The sequence below is a fragment of the Streptomyces sp. NPDC052101 genome (assembly GCF_040680235.1).
GTDB lineage: Bacteria > Actinomycetota > Actinomycetes > Streptomycetales > Streptomycetaceae > Streptomyces.
The window spans coordinates 89,383-111,095 of sequence record NZ_JBFAWH010000012.1; the positions used below are offsets into that span (position 1 = coordinate 89,383).

The following is a 21,713-nucleotide window of genomic DNA, read 5'->3' on the forward strand; positions in this document are numbered from 1 at the left end:
TGTCCTGCGTCGGCTATGCGCTGATGTCCTTCGTCGTGAACCGCGCCCAGGCGGCCGAGCCGAACACGGCCGCATACAGCGCCTGGAGGCCGAGGTTCCGCACCAGGTCATCCCAGTACACGGGGTCGCGCATCAGGTCGGCGAAGGACAGCCAGTAGTGCGGGAACAGGTACGGCTGGAGCGCGTGCGACTGGGGTATCTGGTCGAGGATCTGCACGGTGATGACCAGGCCGACGGTGGTCGCCATCGCCGCGATGCCGCTGCCCGTGAGGGTCGACACGAACAGGCCGAGCGCCGCCACACCGACCAGCGAGGCGGCGACCACCAGGGCGATCAGCAGGGCCCGGCCGAGGCCCTCGGTGAAGCTGATCCGGGTGCCGGAGATGGTCGTGAGGTCGCCCAGCGGGAAGAGCAGCGCGCCGACGATCATCGCTGAGACGGCGACGACCAGGGTGGCCAGCAGGCAGAAGACCATCACCGTCGTGTACTTGGCGAGCAGCAGCCGGGTGCGGCCGGCCGGGGCGACCAGCAGATAGCGCAGGGTGCCCGCGCCCGCCTCGCCCGCGATCGCGTCGCCCGCGACGACTCCGACGGCCATCGGCAGGAAGAACGGCAGGGTCGCGGCCAGCGCCGTGAACACCAGGAACAGACCGTTGTTGGTGATCTGCGAGATGAATGCCGGGCCCTGTCCGCCATGGCCCGCGTCCCCGCCGCCCCGTGTCTCGATCTTCACCGCGATCCCGACCAGCACCGGCACCGCGGCCAGCACCCCGAGCAGCGCGAGCGTGCGCCAGCGGCGGACGGTCGTGACCAACTCGCTGCGCAGCAGCCCGAACGTCCACAGCGGACTCGGCCCGCGTACGGCGGATCCGGCGGGCGTCCGGAGTCCGGGGACCGTCTGTGAACCGGCGACCGTCTCGGACACGGGAACCCTCTCGGCTCCCTGACCCGTCTCAGCCCGCGACATCGAAGCCCTCCCCCGTCAGCGCCACGAACGCGTCCTCCAGCGAGGCCCGTTCGACCGTGAAACCCCGGACCCGCACTCCCGCCGCGACCAGGGCGGCGTTCACCTCGGCGAGGTCCCGCGCGGGCGGTTCACCGGTGACGCGGTCGCCGTCGGCGGTGACGTCGGCGACGCCCTCCTCCTTCAGCACCCGGGCCGCCTCGGCCGGATCCGGGGTGGTCACCACCAGCCGGCCGCGCGCCCCGGTCGCCAGGTCGGCCACCGCGCCCTGGGTGACGAGCCGGCCCCGCGCCATGACCGCCGCATGCGTGCACACTTGCTCGATCTCGTCGAGGAGATGGGAGGAGAGGAAGACGGTGGTGCCGTCGGCGGCCAGCTCCCGGATCAGGGTGCGGATCTCGCGCATGCCCTGCGGGTCGAGGCCGTTGGTGGGCTCGTCCAGGACGAGCAGCCGGCGCGGCTGGAGCAGCGCGGCGGCCAGGCCCAGCCGCTGTTTCATGCCGAGTGAGTACGCCTTCGCCTTCTTGCCCGCCGCGGCCGCGAGGCCCACCCGGTCCAGGGCGGCGGCCACGCGGACACGCCGGGTGCGGGGGTCGGCGGTCGGGTCGGCGGCGTCGTAGCGCAGCAGGTTGTCCCGGCCGGAGAGGAAGCCGTACAGGGCCGGGCCCTCGATGAGCGCGCCGACCTGCGGGAGGACGGCACGGGCCGCCCGGGGCATCGGGCGACCCAGCACGCGGGCCGTGCCTGCCGTCGGCTCGATCAGGCCCATCAGCATGCGGATGGTGGTGGTCTTGCCCGAGCCGTTCGGACCGAGGAAGCCGAAGACACTGCCCGCCGGGACGGTCAGGTCGAGGCCGTCGACAGCGAGCTGTCCGCCGCGGTAGCGCTTGGTGAGACCGCGGGTGACGATGACGCTGTCCGAAGCGGTGGCGACGGCGCTCTCCTCCGTCCGCCCCGGAGCAGAGGCAGGCTGCTGGGTGTCCCCTGCCTTCCCTGCCTCCGCTGCGTCCCCCGCATCCCCCGCGGCGTCCCGTTCCGTGGCGGACGGTTCGTCCATCGGCTCCCCCTCGTCCCTCTGGATCCTCTGGATCCTCTGGATCCTCTGGACCCACTCGATCCCGTCGATCCCCTCGATTCGTCCTGCCCCCGTAGGGTCAACGTACGATCACGGCCCGTCGTGCCCGGAGGGCGTCACTTCCTCGCGTCGGCCGCCTTCACCAGGGCGTCCTTGGTCACCGCGCCGGCGTACACCTTGCCGTCGTCGGTGATCAGGGCGTTGACCAGGCGGGTGGAGAAGACCGTGCCCTTGCCGAACTTGCCGGAGACCTTCTCGCCGATGGAGCCCAGGAAGCCGCCGAGGTCACCACCCTTCGAGCCGCTCGGCAGGCCGCCCTTGGCTCCGGTGTCGAAGGTCGCGACGGACGTCCAGCCCTTGCCGAGGACGGTGGCGCCGTCCATGCCCTCGGCGAAGCCCTCGCCGGACTCGCGCCCGTGCTTCCGGTCCGCGGAGTCCCGCTTCTGCTCCGTCACCTTCGCGCCCTTGGGCGGGGTGAAGTCGAACGTGGAAGCGGCCGGCTTCCCGAAGGAGACCTGGGTGAAGCCCGCGTCGAGGACGGCGGCGCCGCCGCTCTTCGGGGTCAGCGTGAACTTCAGCGGCATGCCCGTCTTCGCGTCGACGGCGATACTGATCGCACCGACCGTGGTACCGGACTGCCGGGGCTTGATCAGCAGCTTGTAGGCGTCGCGGCCGGCGACCTGCTCGGTGCCGTCGACGGTGACGGACGTGGTGTCGTCCACCGACTTCAGCGCCTGGTCGGCGAAGTCCTTCGGCGTGGCCGGCGGTTCGGCCTTGTGGTCCTTGCCGGCGTCGGCCGAGGTGCCGTGGTAGACGTCGTTGGTCTTGCTGTCGTAGCCCCACACGTCCTTGCCGTTGTGGATGAGGCTGTACTCGGAGCCGCTCTCCAGCAAGGACAGCTTCTGCTTCTGGGGGCCGTCGGATGCGACGCGCAGCGTGTGCGTGCCGGAGACCAACGAGGTGAGCTGGGACTGCGGGTCCGCGGAGGAGCCCTTGCCGGAGCCCTTGGCGGCGCCGGAGGCCAGGCTGTTCTCCAGGCCGCCGAGGTTGGGCAGGCCGAGGTCGGTGCTGATCCGCATGGTGCCGGACAGCTGCTGCACGTCCGACTTGGCGATCTTCTCGATGAGCTGCTGTGCGGTGATCTTGGGCAGGTCGGGGTCGCCGGAGGCGGCGAGCGCCGGGACCAGCCCGATCGTGGCCGCCGCCACCCCCACCACCGCGACCGGGACCGCGTAGCGCGCGGCCTTGCGGCGCCCGGCGTGCGGGGCTTCGTCCCGCGCGGCGTCCCCTCGCGCGTCCACTGCGTCGTCGGATTCGTACGGTGCCATGTGTGCCTTACCTCCGTCGTCGGCGGCGGCTGTCCTCACGCTGGTGCACCTGAGCCGCCATTCTCACCCGAATCGGTGAGGAGTGGTGATGTCCGTGGTTTCCATCTCACCAAATCGGCCTTGAGGAAGCGTCAGACCTCGGAGCCAACTCCGTGTACGCCTGCGGTATGACACGTAGGGGCAGCGACTCCCCCGACCCGTAAGGGTCTCACCGGAGCGGAGTGAGCCGTAAGGGGGCGCACAGGACTGGACCGTAAGGCTGGTGCTGCCGGGAAACCGCGTCCCGCGGAAGCCGACCGACCGGAGTGTCATGCGGCCTCCGGTCGACCGGGCACGGATCGACACGCTCGGCCGGGCGTCAGCCGGTGCGTCGGCCGGGCGTCATCCCACGCCCTCGGCCCGCACCCGCCGCCGGTGCGATCGGCCGGGCGTCGGTCGGCGCGCGGTCAGCCGGAGGGCAGCCCGCGCGATCAGCCAGGCCTCAGCCCGCGCGGTGGACCACCGCGTCGCACAGCTCCAGCAGGGCCGCCTTGGCGTCGCACTCCCTGAGCGGCGCCAGCGCGGCGCGGGCCTCCTCCGCGTACCGGACGGTGTCCCGGCGGGCCTGCTCCAGCGCGGGGTGCGCGCGCAGCGCGGCCAGCGCCTCGGCGTGCCGGGCGTCGTCGGTGAGGTCGGAGTCGAGCAGCTCGCACAGCGCGAGGTCCTCGGGCAGGCCGAGGCGGGCGGCCCGCTCGCGCAGCCGGAGCACGGGCAGCGTCGGGATGCCCTCGCGCAGGTCGGTGCCGGGGGTCTTGCCGGACTCGTGCGAGTCGGAGGCGATGTCCAGGACGTCGTCGGCGAGCTGGAAGGCGACGCCGAGCCGCTCGCCGTACTGGGTGAGCACGTCGACGACCGTCTCGTCGGCGCCCGACATCATCGCGCCGAACCGGCACGAGACCGCCACCAGCGAGCCCGTCTTGCCGCCGAGCACGTCCAGGTAGTGCTCGACCGGGTCACGGCCGTCCGAGGGGCCGGCGGTCTCCAGGATCTGGCCCGTGACCAGCCGCTCGAACGCGAGGGCCTGCACCCGGACCGCCTCGGGGCCGAGGTCGGCGAGGATCTGGGAGGCACGCGCGAAGAGGAAGTCGCCGGTGAGGACCGCGACGGAATTGCCCCAGCGGGTGTTGGCGCTGTCCACGCCGCGCCGCACGGCCGCCTCGTCCATGACGTCGTCGTGGTACAGCGTGGCCAGGTGGGTCAGCTCCACGACCACGGCCGAGGGCACGATGCCCGGTGCGTAGGGGTCGCCGAACTGGGCCGCGAGCATCACGAGCAGCGGCCGGAACCGCTTCCCGCCGGCTCGCACGAGGTGCTGCGCGGCCTCCGTGATGAACGGGACCTCGCTCTTGGTGGCCTCGAGCAAGCCTTCCTCGACAGCCGCCAATCCGACCTGGACATCGGCTTCCAGAGCCTGGTCCCGCACGCTCAGCCCGAACGGCCCGACGACGGTCACGAGGGGTCTCCTGTCTGCAGGTGTCTGCTGGCGATTACACGGTTTGTCGATAGGTCGCTGCCATCACTCAAGTCAGCGTATCCGGTCCTCTTTCGATCACCGATAGCGCCCACCGGTCCAGCCCGGGCGGTACCGGATCATGACCGGTATGGTTTTGATCAAGTGGTAAGAACGGACATTTATCGACTTAACAGGACTTCGCACGGTTTGTCGCGAACCAAGAGGCGAGCGGAGTAACAAGTACACCTCCGCCCGCGCACCCCTCCACTCCCCGCCTGCGCGATCACCCGAATCCCTCATGTCCGATTTGCTTTAATTTGCTACTTCGTGAGTTGGGTCACGGGCGGCCATCGGCGCCCCCACCACCCGACCACCCCTTCCCTCCTTGCCCCGTCGGCGAGTTGAGGGTTGGCAACCGCAAAGGATCAAGTACCCCATAGGGCACAGATCAAGGTCAAATAGTGCTTTGTGTGAATCCAGTACTTGTTCCCGACATGTGCTCTCGCATACGTTCCGGGCCGTCGGGCGGACGCCGAATCCTGCCGCCGCCCGCGTAACCCATCGACGAACTCATTCGTACGGCAGGAGCGGGGGACCCAGGTAAGTCGCCGGACCGGACGGCACACGTCGCACCGGAACGGCTAGGGGTGAAGCCGTGCCTTTCCCGAGGCACGGCCGGGCACCTCCCCGCCCGAACCCGACAGCTCACCTCGCAGGCGTCGGAGAGGACTTCCCCATGCGTGCTTCCGCTCAGCCCCGCCGTACCCGCACCAACCGCCTCTTCCGCGCCCTCGCCGTCGCCGGCACCGGTGCCGCCGTCCTCGCCCTGCCGCTCTTCGGCGCCACCGGCGCCTCCGCGGCCACCGGCACGACGGCCTCCACCACCGCCACCACGGTCTCCGGGTACCCGAACAACCTCGACGGCTGGATCCGCGAGTCGCTCGCGATCATGGCTCAGAAGGGCATCCCGGGCAGCTACAACGGCATTTACCGCAACGTCATCCGGGAGTCCTCCGGCAACCCGCTGGCCATCAACCTCTGGGACTCCAACGCCGCCGCGGGCACCCCCTCCAAGGGTCTGCTGCAGGTGATCGACCCGACCTTCAACGCCTACCACGTGGCCGGCACGGCGTTCTCCCCCTACGACCCGGTCGCCAACATCACCGCGGCCTGCAACTACGCCGCCGCGCGCTACGGCTCGATCGACAACGTCTACAGCGCGTACTGACGGTCCCCGGCCGCGAGGCAGAACACCGGCCGACAGACCGACGCACGTCGGTGAACCGGCACGACATCGGCCGCCCGGCACGTACCCGCACCTGACGGACGGGGGCGTGCCGGGCGGCCGCCGTGCGTCCACCGGGCCCGCCACGGACGGCCGCGTACTGATGTGCCGGTCAGTCGGTCGGAAACAGTCTTTCGAGGACGGCGGCGATGCCGTCGTCCTCGTTCGACAGGGTGATCTCATCGGCCACCGCCTTGAGTTCGGGATGCGCGTTGGCCATCGCGACCCCGTGTCCGGCCCAGTCGAGCATCGGGATGTCGTTGGGCATGTCACCGAACGCCACGGCCTGCCGCGCGGCGATGCCGAGCCGCTCGGCGGCCAGCGCGAGACCGGTCGCCTTGGTCACCCCGGACGGCTGCAGCTCCACGGTCCCCGGCCCCGACATGGTGACGGTCGCCAACGAGCCCACCACCGCGCGCGCGATGGCCGCCAACTCGTCGTCGGACAGGGCCGCATGGCGCAGCAGCACCTTGCTGATGGGCGCGCACCACAGGTCGTCGCGCCGGCCGACCCGCACCGCGGGCAGGGTCGGGTGCGGCATCCGATAGCCGGGCTCGATGAGCGTGAGCCCGTCGACGCCGTCCTGGTCGACGGCCGCGTACACCTGCCCCACCTCCGCCTCGATCTTGCCGAGCGCGGTCTCGGCCAGCTCCCGGTCCAACCGGACCGACCACAACAGGCGGCCGGATCCGGCGTCGTAGACCTGTGCGCCCTGCCCGCACACCGCGAGCCCCGTGCAGCCGAGGCGCGCGAGGAGGGGCCGTACCCGCGGGGCCGGGCGGCCCGTCACCACCAGGTGGCGGGCGCCGGCCCGGACCACCCGCGCGAGCGCGGCGAGCGACCGGTCGGAGACGCTGTCGTCGCCGCGCAGCAGCGTTCCGTCGAGGTCGGTGGCGATCAGTGCATACGCGGGGGAGGCTGCCATGATCAGAGAATACGGATACCTCGCCCCGCCGACTCATCTTGTCGTCCTGCGTACTTACGTACTGGTCAGCCCCAAGTGGTGCCCGCAGGCTCCTTGATGGTGGTGTTGATGCGGTTGAACATGTTGGTGAGCGAGATGGTGAGGATCAGCGCGGACAGCTGCTTCTCTTCGTAGTGGTCGGCCACTTCGTCCCACAGTGTGTCCGGAACCGGCTCCTCGGAGCGGTCGGCGAGCCGGGTCATCCGCTCGGCCAGCTGCAGCGCGGCGCGCTCGGCGTCGGTGAAGAACGGCGCCTCGCGCCAGGCGGCGACGGCGGCGATCCGCTCCTCGCTCGCGCCGGCCTTGCGCAGGTTCGCCGCATGGGCGTGCGCGCACGCGCTGCAACCGTTGATCTGGCTGGCCCGCAGTCCGACGATCTCCCCCAGCTCCGGCGGCAGCCCGCCTTCCCCGATCCCCTGCAGAAGCGTTCCGATGCCCTTCAGGGCGGTCGGGAGAAGGTAGGCCGCGTTGGTCATCCGTGCCTGCATGATGCTGTCTCCTGGGTGTCAGTGATGTGCGTCGATCGCTTGCACTGCACTGACGGAGCGCAGGCGGCTGATGTGACGGCCCCGGACGGGTCCGCCCGAAGGCCTCAGCCGTGGTCCGCCGCCCGGTGATCGCCATGGTCCGCCGCCTGGTGTTCAGCCATGGGCCGCCGCCAGGTGTTTCGTCAGCCGTGGGGAGGCGAACTCCGTGCCGCAGACGAAGCGCATCACCGGGCCGTAAGACGACGCGGCCGGCAGGCCGGTGAAGTACAGACCGGGCACGGAGGAGACAAAGCCGGAGCCGAGCCTGGGCGTGCCGCGGCTCACCGCGAGGCGGGTGCGCAGTTCGTGGCCGAGGAAGTCCATCGCCGCGATGTCGACGCGGTAGCCGGTGGCGGCGATGACATGGTCGGCGGCGATCCGCTCGGTGGTGCCGCCGTGCGTGCGCACGGTGAGGACGGGGCTGCCGTCCGGCGCCTCGGCGGCCGCGACCCGCTCGACGTCCTGCACCTGTACGGCGCTCTCGAAGCGCTCGCGCAGCCACCAGGCGCCGAGCGGTCCAAGGACACGGCGGACCAGGTAGTGACGGGTGGCCTCGGGTAGGTAGCGGTAGGGGTGCGGGTAGTAGCTGAGCGCCCACAGCGACCAGGCGTTGCCGAAGGGGGACTCGGGGCGCAGCTTCGGCTGGTCCCAGGGCGGGGCGCCGAAGGCGACCCGGCCGCGGCCGCGCGCGACCACACGCACGCGTGCCCCCGCTTCGGCGGCGAGCGCCGCCGTCTCCAGCGCGGACTGGCCGGCGCCGACCACGATCAGCTCCTTGCCCGCGAACCGGCTCAGGTCGTGGTGCTGGGAGCTGTGCGAGACCGGGCCCGAGGGCGCCGGTCCGTCGGCCGCGGCTCCCGCCAGCTCCGCCGGCAGGTGCGCGAGGCCCGACAGTCCGGTGGCGACGACGACCGCGCGCGCGGTGAACATCTCGCCCGAGTCCAGCTTCAGTTCGAAGCCGCCGCTCTTGTCGCGGTCCACGGCGACGACCCGCACCCGCTCCAGCTCGGGGACCAGCTTGTGCTGGAACCACTCGCCGTAGGCGATGAACGTCTCCGCCGGGATGATGTCCTCGTCGCTCACCAGGCGGCGGATGCCGGCCGCGTCGCAGTAGTCGGCGAGGGTGTGGCCGGGCTGCGGGCAGTCGAAGTTCGAGGCAGCGGGTGTCGACTTCAGGAGCATGCCGTCGGGCATGTGGTCGCGCCAGCTGACCATGGGGGCGCCGAAGACGCGGACGGGCATGCCACGCGCCCTCAGATGGGCGGCGGTGGACAGGCCGAACGGCCCGGCCCCGATGACTGCAACCGGTCGAGTCACGAAGTCCCTCCCCAGGACACGGTGCGCCACCTCTTGGTGGCCTTGCCTACTTCGTGGTGGTGCTGCCGCGGCGGTTGGTCCGCCACAGCTGATACAGGTGCTTCGCGCCCGGGCGCACGAAGCGGGCGAGCATCGTGACGAACGGCAGCGGGTCGTCACCCGCGAACCAGGCCAGCTCCGTGCCGCTCGCCCTGGCCGGCGCGTGCGGCGTCGTATAGCCGCTGCGACGGTAGGCGAGGAGGGCGGGCAGGTCGATGTTCTCCACGATGTAGCGGTGGCCGGCGCGCTGTTCCCCCTCCGGAACGGGGCGGCCGGTCAGGTTCAGATGCATCGCGCGTACGACGTCCACGCCCGACTCGTTCTCGAAGAGCCGGAACTGGGCGCCCATGCGCGGGTTGAAGTCCAGGAGCTTGTACTGTCCGTCGCGCCGGTCGAAGCGCAGGTCGAGGTCGATGATGCCGCTGTAGCCGATCTGCTTGATGAAACGTGCGGCGAGGTCGGCGAGTTCCGGGTTGTCGACGACGTACGCGTTCGCCGTCATGCCGGCGTGCGGCGGCCACGAGCGGACCTTGACGCCGGTGAAGAGTGCCAGGGGGCTGGAGTCCTGGTCGAAGCTGGCGTGCACGATCCAGTCCTCGGCCTCCTCGCGCGGCAGGTACTCCTGGAGGATGACGCCCGGCCGCGCTCCCCAGTCGCGGGCGAGGGTGAGCAGGCCCTCGCGCGTGGCGATCCTGGTGGTGCCGCCCACCGCGGGCCGTTCACGCCGGACGAACGCCTCGCGGTTCTTGGCCACCACCGGGAAGCAGGCCGTTTCGGCGAAGGCGACGATGTCCTCGTACGACTCCGGGAACGCCGACGCGGGGCTCGCGATGCCGTGCTCCACACACAGTTCGTGCAGTCCCTGCTTGCTGGCCAGGCGGCGCGGCAGCGCGGGATCGACCCGCGGGAAGAGAAAGGATCCGGCCAGATCGTCCTGGTGCTCGGCGATCAGTACGGCCGCTTCCTCGTCGGTCGGGACGAGCACGGCGGGACGGCCGATGCGGTGGCCGATACGCAGCAGTCCCTCGACCAGACGGCCGGGGTCCTCCGCACCGGACGTCGGCCACACGAAGGCCTTCTTCAGATAGCGCGAGGAGGCCGCGGGCGTGTACGCGTCCTCGGTGATGGCGTACATGGGCACGCCGAGCCGGCCCAGGCTGCGGATCGCTCCGACGCCACCGTGGTGCAGCGGATAATCGCCGAACTTGACGATCAGTCCCGGCACGTCACGGTCCGCCTCGAACGGCACACTGACGCCACTTTCGGCCACGGGTCCCCCCACGTGTCCCCCATTGGAACGGACCCACCCCGTCCGTGTCCCCAAAGGACGCTAAGCCGGAATTGCCGCCTCCGACAAGGCCTATTCGGACATTGCGAACTCTTTAGACAGGGTGCGAGCAACCTTTCGAAGCCTCTTCTACGCACGCCTTTCGGACACCCCTGGAGACGCCTCTCGGTGCACTGCCCAAGACACGCATCCCGGCCGTAACGTGTGGCGCGACCACATGCAATACAGCGCCGTGCACGGCCCGGATGAGAGTGAGGCAGCACCCCATGCCCCCCTTCGACGTCCCCGAGGGCGACCCCTTCGGACCGCACAACCTTCCCTATGGCGTGTTCTCGCCGTCCGGCAGCACGGAACGGAGGGTCGGTGTCCGGTTCGGGGACCACGTCCTCGACGCGGGCGCCGCGGCCGCCTCCCTCGGCTCGCCGTACCACTCGCTGCTCGCGCGGCCCACCCTCAACTCGCTGCTCGCCGCCGGCCGCCCGGTCTGGTCGGACGTGCGGCGCGCGATCACCTCCTGGATCACGGACCCCGCGCACCACGAGGCGATCGAGCCGTTGTTCCGTCACCTGTCCGAGGTGACCCTGCACCTGCCCTTCGAGGTGGCGGACTACGTCGACTTCTACGCCTCGGAGAACCACGCGCGAAACGTCGGCCAGATCTTCCGCCCGGACGCCGAGGACTCCCTCACCCCGAACTGGAAGCACCTGCCGATCGGCTACCACGGCCGCTCCGGCACGGTGGTCGTCTCCGGCACCGACGTCGCACGGCCGTCCGGGCAGCGCAAGGCCCCCACCGACCCGGCACCCGTCTTCGGCCCGTCGGTCCGGCTGGACATCGAGGCCGAGGTCGGCTTCGTCGTGGGCGTCCCGTCCGAACTGGGCAGCCCGGTCGCGCTGGCCGGCTTCCGCGACCACGTGTTCGGCCTCTGCCTCCTGAACGACTGGTCCGCGCGGGACATCCAGGCCTGGGAGTACGTCCCGCTCGGCCCCTTCCTCGGGAAGTCCTTCGCCACCTCGGTGTCGGCGTGGATCACCCCGCTGGAAGCGCTGGAGCACGCGCGCGTGGCGCCTCCGGAGCGCACGCACCCGCTGCTGCCCTATCTGGACGACGCCGCGCCCGGCATCGAGCCCGGCGGCTACGACCTGCGCATCTCCGTCGCGATCAACGGCCATGTCGTCTCCGAGCCGCCCTTTTCGACCATGTACTGGACCGCCGCCCAGCAGCTCGCCCACATGACCGTCAACGGCGCGTCGCTGCGCACCGGCGACCTGTACGGCTCGGGCACGGTCAGCGGCCCCGAGGAGCGGCAGCGCGGCTCTCTGCTGGAGCTGACCTGGAACGGCCGCGACCCCCTCGAACTCCCCGACGGCAAGCGGGCCTTCCTGGAGGACGGCGACGTGGTGACCCTGTCGGCCTGGGCTCCCGGGGCGGACGGCCGCCGTGTCGGGCTGGGAGAGGTCAGCGGACGAGTCGTGACGAAGTGAGCGGTATCGGACCGAACGCTCTCGGAGCGAGCCCCACCTTGTAACAAGGAGTTGACACAAGTCCGCCTTGGCGAGCACCTTGTACTCACCGCTTGATACAAGTGGTGAGTACAAGTCGTGCTTCCACGGGGGACCTCCATGACCGATCTCGACATGACCGCCCCATCGACCGCCTCCCGGGGGCCGGTCGACCGCTACGCCCGCTGGACGGGGGTCGCCACGGGCGCCCTGGCGGCCTGCTGGCTGTCCGCGCTCGACCACGGCGACGGCGCGCTGTACGCCGTCCCGGCATTCGGCCTGAGCGCGGTCGCCGGCGTCCTGGCCGGCGACGCGCTGACCGCACCGGCCCGGGGAGCCGTCCGCACGGCCGGGCTCGCACCGCGCCGGGTCCGCGACTACGTACCGCCCCGGATGACCCTGCTGCTGGCGGTCCTCGCGGCCGCCCTGGTGGCGCTGCTGGCGACGGCGGGCGCGGTGGCCTCGCCGGACGACCTGGGGCGGGCGGGCCGTCAACTCACCCTGACCTGCGACGGGATGACCCAGGCACACGGTCCCTGGCCCGGCCTGTACTACGGCCTGCCGATGCTGACCTCCCTCGCCGTCGCCACGGGCGCGTGCGGCTGGTCCCTGCGGCGGATCGCCACCCGGCCCGGCGACGAGCAGTCCCGCCGCGACCGCTCGCTGGCGATCGTGGCCGCCTGGGGGATCGTCGTCTCCACCTCGCTGCTGGGCGCCGCCGCGACGGCCTCGGCCTCGCTGTTCAGCGTGACCTGCGACGGGGCAGCGGGGACCGTGGCGAATGCGTTCCTGGTGCCGTTGGCCCTGGTCTCACTGGTGACCGCCCCATGGCTGCTCTTCACCCTCTGCTCGCCCCGAGCAGGACGGCCCTTGCGGGCGGACCGAGGGGTGCGCCGGTGAGCGGCGCCGCCGTCCGGGTCGACACGACCAGTCCCGTCCCGCCCTACGAGCAGATCCGCGCCCAGCTCGCCGCCCTGATCAGCAGCGGACGGCTGGCCGAGGGCGAGAGGCTGCCGACCGTACGGCAGCTGGCCGCGGACCTGGGCCTGGCGGCGGGCACCGTGGCCCGTGCCTACCGCGAACTGGAGGCGGCGTCCCTGATCCGGACCCGGCGCGGCGCGGGCACCCGGGTGGCTCCCCCGCCACCGGGCGCCCACCGCCGCGAGGCCGCGGAACTCGCGGACGGAACCAGGGACTTCGTGGCCTGGGCGGTGGCCCTGGGGTTCGGCGAGGACCACATCCTGGAGGCCGTACGGCAAGCCCTGCGGGAGCGGGAGGCCTGAGGCTTCCGCTCCCGGGGGCGGGCAAGCCGGGCCTGGCGCGGAGCGAGGCGGCGGAACCGCGGAACGGATCAGCGCCGAGACCTGACTCATGACGCCCCGCACCGTCATACTGGGCGGACACGCACCACGCGACGCGCCCTCGGCGCATCGCCCCGCACCACCCGCCACCCGCGCAACTCTCCGACCAGGAACCGGAGCCCCGGCATGACCGTCTGCCTGCTCCTGCTGAGCGTCGTCGCCCTGACAGCCGCCCTGCCGGCACCGCGTGCACTGACCCGTGCCGCCTGGACCGAGCGGGAACCGGTGGTCGCGCTGTGGGTGTGGCAGTGCCTGGTCGCCACCGTCCTGCTGTGCTGCCTGGCCGCACTGATCCTGGGCACGGCGGCTGTCTTCCACACCGTCCGCGACCGCGTGTTCGCCCCCGCGCCGCCCTCCGTCACCGCCGCCTACGACCTCACCTCCACACCGATGTGGGCCGCCACCCTCACGGTGCTGCTGGCCTGCGGGGCGGCCTGGACGACGGCGATGCTGGCCCGGGAAATCGTCGAGGCCCGCCGCAGCCGCGGCCAGGCCCGCGCGCAGCTGCGCGAGCGCGCTCCCGACCTGCCGGCCGGGCTGCCGGCGGCGCGCGGCCCCATGCTGGTGCTGGAGGACGAATACCCGGACGCCTGGTGGATGCCCGGACACCCGCCGCAGCTGGTCGTCACGACGGGGGCGCTGCACCGCCTCACCGACCACCAGCTGGACGCCGTCCTCACCCACGAGCGCGGGCACGCGCGCGCCCACCACGACTGGCTGCTGCATCTGTCCACCGCGCTCGCCACGGGCTTCCCGCGCGTGCCGCTGTTCGCGCACTTCTGCGACCAGACACACCGCCTGGTCGAGCTGGCCGCGGACGACACGGCGTCCCGGCGCTGCGGACACCTCACCACGGCCCTCGCGCTGATCGAGCTGAACCAGCACCGGGGCGTCCTGTCCTGCGCCTCCAGCCGACGCCTCCTCGGCGAACGCGTGGACCGCCTGCTGGAGCCGCCACCGCGGCTGCTGCGCCGGCACCGGGCCCTGACGACGACGGTGGCCGCCCTGGTGCCGCTGCTGCCGCTCCTGATCACGTTCGCTCCGGGGCTGACGGCACTGTCCTGACCGGCCCGCCGGTGACAGACCTTCCCGCCACGACCACACCGGTCAGGGTGCCGCGACCACCGTCGCCGCCGCGGCGGACTCCGACCCGGACGTCAGGGCCTACGCGGCGCGGTCTCCAGGACTGTGACGATCCCCCGCATCGCCCCGGACCGGACCGCTATGGCCGGCCGTCTATATCCAGTCGTCGGGCTCCGGCTCCACGTCCGGCTCCGGCCAGTCGCTGTCCTGCACATCACCGGCGGCCGGGGCGGGCCCGTCCAGGGAGGCCAGCACGGCGAGCACGCCCTCCCCGTACGTCACCAGCTTCTTCTCGCCGACACCGCTCACCGTGCCCAGCTCGCGCACCGAACCGGGACGACGGCTGACGATCTCCCGCAGGGTGGCGTCATGGAAGATGACGTACGCGGGCACGCCCTGCTCGCGGGCCTGCTCGGCACGCCAGGCGCGCAGTGCCTCGAAGGCGGGCAGCAGTTCCTCGGGCAGCTCGGTCACGGCGGCCTTGGCCTTGCGGTCCCCGCCGGAGGCGCCGGTCGAGCGCGACCGGGAGGCGGCCGGCTTCTTCGGCTCCTTGCGCAGCGGCACCTCCCGCTCGCGCCGCAGTACGGAGCCGCTCGCCTCGGTGAGCACCAGGGTGCCGTACTCCCCCTCCACCGCGAGCAGTCCCTGCGCCAGCAGCTGCCGGACGACGCCCCGCCACTCGGCCTCGGCGAGGTCCGTTCCGATACCGAAGACGGACAGCTGGTCGTGGTCGAACTGGATGACCTTGCCGGTGCGCTTGCCGAGCAGGATGTCGACGATCTGCACGGCGCCGAACTTCTGCCCGCGCTCCCGCTGCAGCCGTACCACCGTCGACAGGACCTTCTGCGCGGCGACCGTGCCGTCCCACGTCTCCGGCGGGTTGAGGCAGGTGTCGCAGTTGCCGCAGCCCGTGGCATCGGGGTCCTGGCCGAAGTAGGCGAGCAGCTGGCCGCGGCGGCACTGGGCCGTCTCGCACAGCGCGAGCATGGCGTCGAGGTGGGCGGCGGCGCGGCGGCGGAACGCCTCGTCGCCCTCGCCGGACTGGATCAGCTTGCGCTGTTGTATGACGTCGTTCAGGCCGTACGCCATCCAGGCCGTGGACGGCAGTCCGTCGCGGCCCGCGCGGCCGGTCTCCTGGTAGTAGCCCTCGATGGACTTGGGCAGGTCCAGGTGGGCGACGAAGCGCACGTCCGGCTTGTCGATGCCCATGCCGAAGGCGATCGTCGCCACCACGACCAGGCCCTCCTCGCGCAGGAACCGGGACTGGTGCGCGGCACGCATGCCCCCGTCCAGGCCCGCGTGGTACGGCACCGCCTCGATGCCGTTGGCGGTCAGGAACTCCGCCGTCCGCTCCACCGAGTTGCGCGACAGGCAGTAGACGATGCCGGCGTCACCCGCGTGCTCGTCCCTGAGGAAGGCGAGCAGCTGCTTCTTGGGGTCGGCCTTGGGAACGATCCGGTACTGGATGTTGGGCCGGTCGAAGCTGGCGACGAAGTGGCGCGCCGCCGGCAGGTTCAGCCGCTGGATGATCTCCTGGTGCGTGGCGTCAGTGGCCGTGGCGGTGAGGGCGATCCGCGGGACATCGGGCCAGCGCTCGCCCAGGAGGGACAGGGCGAGATAGTCGGGGCGGAAATCGTGGCCCCACTGGGACACGCAGTGCGCCTCGTCGATCGCGAAGACGGAGATCTTGCCGCGCGAGAGCAGGTCGAGCGTGGTGTCCAGGCGCAGCCGCTCGGGTGCCAGGTACAACAGGTCCAGCTCGCCGGCCAGGAATTCGGCCTCGACCATGCGCCGCTCGTCGAAGTCCTGCGTGGAGTTGATGAAACCGGCCCGCACGCCCAGGGCGCGCAGGGCGTCCACCTGGTCCTGCATCAGGGCGATCAGCGGGGAGATCACCACGCCCGTACCGGCTCTGACCAGGGCCGGGATCTGGTAGCACAGCGACTTGCCGCCGCCGGTCGGCATGAGGACGACGGCGTCTCCGCCCGTCACCACATGCTCGATGATCGCTTCCTGCTCGCCCCGGAAAACGTCGTATCCGAAGACCCGGTGCAGCGTGGCCAGCGCCTCGCTGTCGGCCGCTCCCGGCCCCTCGGTCACCTGTGGCATCTCACTGATCCCGCCCGTCGCACCCATCGTCCTGTCCCCCGTCGGTCCCCCGTGTGTCGTCTCTCGACCGCTGCATCCACGATAGGGGTACGGACCGACAGCCACGGAGTTATCCATGGGCCGGCCCGTTCTCCTGCGTGACCGGACACTTACCTGAAGGAACCGACCGGGGGGCGCGGCTTGGCCGCACATGCCGCTGCCCGGCACCCGTCTTCTGACCGAGGGTGCCGGGCAGCGGCATGCGCTAGGGGGTGTCAGCGCACGAAGACTCCCGCCTGGCTCGCCAGGTTCAGGAAGTACTGCGGGGCCACGCCGAGCACCAGGGTCACCGCGACGCCCACGGCGATCGCCGCCATGGTCAGCGGGGACGGCACGGCCACGGTCGGGCCCTCCGGGCTCGGCTCGCTGAAGAACATCAGCACGATCACGCGGATGTAGAAGAACGCGGCGATCGCCGAGGAGATCACACCGACCACGACCAGCGGGGCCGCACCGCCGTCCGCCGCCGCCTTGAACACGGCGAACTTCCCCGCGAATCCTGAGGTGAGGGGGATGCCCGCGAAGGCCAGGAGGAATACGGCGAAGACCGCGGCCACCAGTGGGGAGCGGCGGCCGAGACCCGCCCACTTCGACAGGTGGGTCGCCTCGCCACCCGCGTCGCGCACCAGCGTGACCACCGCGAAGGCGCCGATCGTCACGAAGGAGTAGCCGGCCAGGTAGAAGAGGACCGACGAGACGCCGTCCTTCGACGTGGCGATGACACCCGCGAGGATGAATCCGGCGTGCGCGATGGACGAGTACGCCAGCAGCCGCTTGATGTCGGTCTGCGTGATCGCGACGATCGCACCGCCGAGCATGGTGATGATCGCCACCGCCCACATGACCGGCCGCCAGTCCCAGCGCATCCCGGGCAGGACGACGTACAGCAGGCGCAGCAGCGCGCCGAACGCGGCCACCTTCGTCGCCGCCGCCATGAAGCCGGTCACGGGTGTCGGCGCGCCCTGGTAGACATCCGGCGTCCACATGTGGAACGGCACCGCACCCACCTTGAACAGCAGGCCCATCACGATCAGGGCGCTGCCGAGCAGCAGCAGTGCGTCGTTGCCCATGGTGTTGGCCAGCGCCGGGTCGACATTGGTGACCGTGCCGTCGACGACCTCGGCGATGCGCGCGTACGACACCGAGCCCGCGTAGCCGTACAGCAGGGCGATGCCGAACAGTGTGAAGGCCAAGGCGAACGCGCCGAGCAGGAAGTACTTGACCGCGGCTTCCTGCGACATCAGCCGCTTGCGGCGGGCCAGCGCGCACATCAGGTACAGCGGCAGGGAGAAGACCTCCAGGGCCACGAACAGCGTCAGCAGGTCGTTGGCCGAGGGAAACACCAGCATGCCGGCGATCGCGAAGAGGAGGAGGGGGAAGACCTCTGTCGTGGTGAAACCGGCCTTGACCGCCGCTTTCTCGCTGTCGCTGCCCGGTACGGAGGCGGCCTGCGCGGCGAAGGAGTCGACGCGGTTGCCGTGCGCGGCCGGGTCCAGGCGCCGCTCGGCGAAGGTGAACAGGCCGACCAGACCGGCCAGCAGGATCGTGCCCTGGAGGAACAAGGACGGCCCGTCGACCGCGATCGCGCCCATCGCCGCGATGTGCGCCTTCGTGGTGCCGTAGCCGTCGGACGCGAGCGCGACGACCGCGGCGAACGCGGCGCACAACGCGACGACGGACACGAACACCTGGGCGTAGTAACGGGCCTTGCGCGGGAGGAACGCCTCGATCAGCACCCCGATCAGCGCGGCACCGGCGACGATCAGCGTCGGCGACAATTGCCCGTATTCGATCTTCGGTGCCGGGATCTTCGAGATCGGGTCGGCCGCGGTTGTCCACAGGCTGTGGACGGCTGTTGTGCTCACTTGGCCGCCTCCACCGAGGGCTTGGGATCGGTCTTGTGTACGTCGGACATCGTCTGCTTGACCGCCGGGTTGACGATGTCCGTGACGGGCTTCGGGTAGACGCCCAGGAAGATCAGCAGCACGATCAGCGGGGCGACGACCACGAGTTCACGCGCGCGGAGGTCGGGCATCGCCGAGACCTCGGGCTTCACCGGGCCCGTCATCGTCCGCTGGTACAGGACGAGGGTGTAGAGCGCGGCGAGGACGATGCCGAAGGTGGCGATGACGCCGATCACCGGATAGCGCGTGAACGTGCCGACCAGGACGAGGAACTCGCTCACGAACGGGGCGAGTCCGGGCAGGGACAGGGTGGCGAGGCCGCCGATCAGGAAGGTGCCGGCGAGCACCGGGGCGACTTTCTGCACGCCTCCGTAGTCGGCGATCAGCCGCGAGCCGCGCCGGGAGATCAGGAATCCGGCGACCAGCATCAGCGCGGCCGTGGAGATGCCGTGGTTGACCATGTAGAGCGTCGCGCCGGACTGGCCCTGGCTGGTCATCGCGAAGATGCCCATGACGATGAAGCCGAAGTGGGAGATCGACGCGTACGCCACCAGGCGCTTGATGTCCCGCTGGCCGACGGCGAGCAGCGCGCCGTAGACAATGCTGATCAGCGCCAGTACGAGGATGACGGGCGTCGCCCACTTGCTGGCCTGAGGGAACAGCTGGAGGCAGAAGCGGAGCATCGCGAAGGTGCCCACCTTGTCGACGACCGCGGTGATGAGGACGGCGACCGGGGCGGTGGACTCCTGCATTGCGTTGGGCAGCCAGGTGTGCAGCGGCCACAGCGGCGCCTTCACCGCGAAAGCGAAGAAGAAGCCGAGGAACAGCCAGCGTTCGGTGCTCGTCGCCATGTGCAGCGAGCCGTTGGCGCGGGCCTGTGCGATCTCCTGGAGGCTGAAGTTCCCAGCCACTACGTAGACGCCGATCACGGCGGCCAGCATGATCAGGCCGCCGACCAGGTTGTAGAGCAGGAACTTCACCGCCGCGTACGACCGCTGTGTCGATGCCGCCTTCTCGCCCTGCGCGTGGGCGCGGTCTCCGAAGCCGCCGATGAGGAAGTACATCGGGATGAGCATGGCTTCGAAGAAGATGTAGAAGAGGAAGACGTCGGTGGCCTCGAAGGAGATCAGGACCATCGCCTCGACGGCCAGGATCAGCGCGAAGAAGCCCTGGGTGGGCCGCCAGCGCCGGCTGCCGGTCTCCAGCGGGTCGGCGTCATGCCAGCCGGCGAGGATGATGAACGGGATCAGTACGGCGGTCAGCGCGATCAGGGCCACCGCGATGCCGTCGACACCCAACTCGTACCGCACCCCGAAGTCCTTGATCCAGGCGTGGGATTCGGTGAGCTGGTAGCGGGCGCCGTTCGGGGTGAAGCGGACCAGGATCGTGATCGCCAGGGCGAGCGTGGCGAGCGAGACGAGCAGCGCCAGCCACTTGGCGGCGGTGCGCTGCGCGGCCGGTACGGCGGCCGTGACGACGGCCCCTGCGGCCGGGAGCGCCGCTGTCGCTGTCAGCAGAGGAAAGGACATCGGTATCAGACCGCCCTCATCAGCAGGGTCGCGGCGACCAGGAGTGCCGCGCCGCCGAACATCGAGACCGCGTAGGAGCGGGCGAAGCCGTTCTGGAGCCGGCGGAGCCGCCCGGACAGGCCGCCGAAGCCGGCCGCCGTGCCGTTGACGACACCGTCGACCAGAGTGTGGTCGACGTACACCAGGGAGCGCGTCAGGTGTTCGCCGCCGCGCACCAGGACGACATGATTGAAGTCGTCCTGGAGCAGGTCGCGGCGGGCCGCGCGGGTGAGCAGCGAGCCGCGCGGGGCGACAACGGGGACCGCCTTGCGGCCGTACTGGGCCCAGGCGATGCCGACACCGATGAGCAGGCACACCATGGTCGCGCCGGTGACCGTCCAGGCGCTGACCGGGGAGTGGCCCTCGCTGTGTCCGGTGACCGGCTCCAGCCAGTGCAGGAAGCGGTCGCCGATGCTGAAGAAGCCACCGGCGAGGACCGATCCGACGGCCAGCACGATCATCGGGATCGTCATGACCCTCGGGGACTCGTGCGGGTGCGGCTCATTGCCGTTCTCGTCGGGCTGCCAGCGCTTCTCGCCGAAGAACGTCATCAGCATCACGCGCGTCATGTAGAAGGCGGTGATGGCCGCGCCCAGCAGGGCCGCGCCGCCGAGGATCCAGCCCTCGGTGCCGCCCTTGGCGAAGGCCGCCTCGATGATCTTGTCCTTGGAGAAGAAGCCGGACAGGCCCGGGAAGCCGATGATGGCGAGGTAGCCGAGGCCGAAGGTGACGAAGGTGACCGGCATGTACGTGCGCAGGCCGCCGTACTTGCGCATGTCGACCTCGTCGTTCATGCCGTGCATGACGGATCCGGCGCCGAGGAACAGGCCGGCCTTGAAGAAGCCGTGCGTCACCAGGTGCATGATCGCGAAGACGTAGCCGATGGGGCCGAGGCCCGCGGCCAGCACCATGTAGCCGATCTGCGACATGGTCGACCCGGCCAGCGCCTTCTTGATGTCGTCCTTGGCGCAACCGACGATCGCACCGAAGAGGAGCGTGACCGCGCCGACGACCGTGACGGCGAGCTGGGCGTCCGGGGCCGCGTTGAAGACCGCTCCGGAGCGGACAATGAGGTACACGCCCGCGGTCACCATGGTCGCCGCGTGGATCAGGGCCGAGACCGGAGTCGGGCCCTCCATGGCGTCGCCGAGCCAGGACTGCAGCGGCACCTGGGCGGACTTGCCGCAGGCGGCGAGCAGCAGCATCAGGCCGATGGCGGTGAGCTTGCCCTCGGAGGCCTCGGTCGCGTGGCCGAGGACCGGGCCGAAGGCGAATGTCCCGTACGTCGCGAACATCAGCATGATCGCGATCGACAGGCCCATGTCGCCGACGCGGTTGACCAGGAAGGCCTTCTTGGCGGCCGTGGCGGCGCTGGGCTTGTGCTGCCAGAAGCCGATCAGCAGGTACGAGGCGAGACCGACGCCCTCCCAGCCGACGTACAGCAGCAGGTAGTTGTCGGCGAGGACGAGCAGCAGCATGGCCGCGAGGAACAGGTTCAGGTAGCCGAAGAAGCGACGGCGGCGCTCGTCGTGCTCCATGTAGCCGACCGAGTACAGGTGGATCAGCGAGCCGACGCCCGTGATGAGCAGGACGAACGTCATCGACAGCTGGTCCAGGCGGAAGGTGACGTCCGCCTGGAAGCCGGCCACCGGAACCCAGCTGAACAGGTGCTTGATGAGCGTGCGGTGTTCGGCGTTCTTGCCGAGCAGGTCGGCGAAGAGGATCAGGCCGAACAGGAACGAGGCGGCCGACAGAAGCGTGCCGATCCAGTGGCCGACGCGGTCGAGGCGCCGGCCGCCGACCAGGAGGACGGCCGCTCCGAGCAGGGGCGCCGCGATGAGCAGCGCGATCAGGTTCTCCACGATTCT

General features: G+C 70.8%; 17 protein-coding genes and 1 riboswitch. Of the genes, 5 read left to right on the forward strand and 12 right to left on the reverse strand.

Annotated elements, in window-relative coordinates; all coding sequences use genetic code 11:
- Positions 1–13 precede the first annotated feature (13 nt).
- The 4 genes from AB0L75_RS22130 to AB0L75_RS22145 form a co-directional block, all read right to left on the reverse strand.
- The gene (locus AB0L75_RS22130; RefSeq protein WP_365183324.1) at positions 14–967 is read right to left on the reverse strand and encodes an ABC transporter permease; all 954 of its coding nucleotides are present in this window, start codon (positions 965–967) and stop codon (positions 14–16) included.
- Positions 954–2,021: an ABC transporter ATP-binding protein gene (locus AB0L75_RS22135; protein ID WP_365183326.1), complete on the reverse strand. Its 1,068-nt coding sequence runs from the start codon at positions 2,019–2,021 to the stop codon at positions 954–956. Before AB0L75_RS22135 ends, AB0L75_RS22130 begins: the two co-directional genes overlap by 14 nt.
- A 134-nt stretch (positions 2,022–2,155) precedes the next feature.
- Positions 2,156–3,367, reverse strand: coding sequence for a DUF2092 domain-containing protein (locus tag AB0L75_RS22140; protein ID WP_365183329.1), 1,212 nt, complete (start codon positions 3,365–3,367; stop codon positions 2,156–2,158).
- Positions 3,368–3,848: 481 nt separating this feature from the next.
- Positions 3,849–4,859 carry a polyprenyl synthetase family protein gene (locus tag AB0L75_RS22145; RefSeq protein ID WP_365183331.1) on the reverse strand — a complete coding sequence of 337 codons (1,011 nt, stop codon included), beginning with the start codon at positions 4,857–4,859 and terminating at the stop codon, positions 3,849–3,851.
- Positions 4,860–5,411: 552 nt separating this feature from the next.
- Positions 5,412–5,591, forward strand: a riboswitch (cyclic di-AMP (ydaO/yuaA leader).
- A 4-nt stretch (positions 5,592–5,595) separates the two neighbouring features.
- On the opposite strand from AB0L75_RS22145, the gene AB0L75_RS22150 reads away from it, so the two are divergent.
- The gene (locus AB0L75_RS22150; protein ID WP_365183334.1) at positions 5,596–6,087 is read left to right on the forward strand and encodes a transglycosylase SLT domain-containing protein; all 492 of its coding nucleotides are present in this window, start codon (positions 5,596–5,598) and stop codon (positions 6,085–6,087) included.
- Positions 6,088–6,256: 169 nt separating this feature from the next.
- Here AB0L75_RS22150 and AB0L75_RS22155 read toward each other — a convergent pair whose 3' ends face one another.
- The 4 genes from AB0L75_RS22155 to AB0L75_RS22170 form a co-directional block, all read right to left on the reverse strand.
- The gene (locus AB0L75_RS22155) at positions 6,257–7,069 is read right to left on the reverse strand and encodes an HAD family hydrolase (protein ID WP_365183337.1); all 813 of its coding nucleotides are present in this window, start codon (positions 7,067–7,069) and stop codon (positions 6,257–6,259) included.
- 65 nt (positions 7,070–7,134) lie between these two features.
- Positions 7,135–7,596: a carboxymuconolactone decarboxylase family protein gene (locus AB0L75_RS22160; RefSeq protein ID WP_365183339.1), complete on the reverse strand. Its 462-nt coding sequence runs from the start codon at positions 7,594–7,596 to the stop codon at positions 7,135–7,137.
- 153 nt (positions 7,597–7,749) lie between these two features.
- On the reverse strand, positions 7,750–8,952 hold the full coding sequence (locus AB0L75_RS22165) for an FAD-dependent oxidoreductase (protein ID WP_365183342.1): 1,203 nt from the start codon (positions 8,950–8,952) through the stop codon (positions 7,750–7,752).
- A gap of 46 nt (positions 8,953–8,998) precedes the next feature.
- Entirely contained in the window at positions 8,999–10,261 is a 1,263-nt protein-coding gene (locus AB0L75_RS22170) for an ATP-grasp domain-containing protein (protein ID WP_365183344.1), read from the reverse strand.
- 284 nt (positions 10,262–10,545) lie between these two features.
- Here AB0L75_RS22170 and fahA point away from each other — a divergent pair, with 284 nt between their 5' ends.
- The 4 genes from fahA (at position 10,546) to AB0L75_RS22190 (ending at position 14,207) form a co-directional block, all read left to right on the forward strand.
- Complete coding sequence (gene fahA, locus AB0L75_RS22175; RefSeq protein WP_365183347.1) at positions 10,546–11,763, forward strand: fumarylacetoacetase; 1,218 nt, start codon at positions 10,546–10,548, stop codon at positions 11,761–11,763.
- 138 nt (positions 11,764–11,901) lie between these two features.
- Positions 11,902–12,681 carry a hypothetical protein gene (locus AB0L75_RS22180; RefSeq protein ID WP_365183350.1) on the forward strand — a complete coding sequence of 260 codons (780 nt, stop codon included), beginning with the start codon at positions 11,902–11,904 and terminating at the stop codon, positions 12,679–12,681.
- Positions 12,678–13,064, forward strand: a complete 387-nt coding sequence (locus AB0L75_RS22185; protein ID WP_365183352.1) for a GntR family transcriptional regulator — start codon at positions 12,678–12,680, stop codon at positions 13,062–13,064. The genes AB0L75_RS22180 and AB0L75_RS22185 overlap by 4 nt, the downstream gene beginning before the upstream one ends.
- Before the next feature lie 204 nt (positions 13,065–13,268).
- Positions 13,269–14,207, forward strand: coding sequence for a M56 family metallopeptidase (locus tag AB0L75_RS22190; RefSeq protein ID WP_365183355.1), 939 nt, complete (start codon positions 13,269–13,271; stop codon positions 14,205–14,207).
- Between the two features lie 171 nt (positions 14,208–14,378).
- On the opposite strand, the gene recQ is transcribed toward AB0L75_RS22190, so the two are convergent.
- From recQ to nuoL, 4 genes are all read right to left on the reverse strand, one after another.
- Positions 14,379–16,361 carry a DNA helicase RecQ gene (gene recQ / locus AB0L75_RS22195; protein WP_365183357.1) on the reverse strand — a complete coding sequence of 661 codons (1,983 nt, stop codon included), beginning with the start codon at positions 16,359–16,361 and terminating at the stop codon, positions 14,379–14,381.
- Positions 16,362–16,588: 227 nt separating this feature from the next.
- Complete coding sequence (nuoN, locus tag AB0L75_RS22200; RefSeq protein ID WP_365183360.1) at positions 16,589–18,238, reverse strand: NADH-quinone oxidoreductase subunit NuoN; 1,650 nt, start codon at positions 18,236–18,238, stop codon at positions 16,589–16,591.
- Entirely contained in the window at positions 18,235–19,806 is a 1,572-nt protein-coding gene (locus AB0L75_RS22205) for an NADH-quinone oxidoreductase subunit M (protein WP_365183361.1), read from the reverse strand. The genes nuoN and AB0L75_RS22205 overlap by 4 nt, the downstream gene beginning before the upstream one ends.
- A gap of 5 nt (positions 19,807–19,811) precedes the next feature.
- Entirely contained in the window at positions 19,812–21,707 is a 1,896-nt protein-coding gene (gene nuoL / locus AB0L75_RS22210; protein ID WP_365183364.1) for an NADH-quinone oxidoreductase subunit L, read from the reverse strand.
- Positions 21,708–21,713 lie beyond the last annotated feature (6 nt).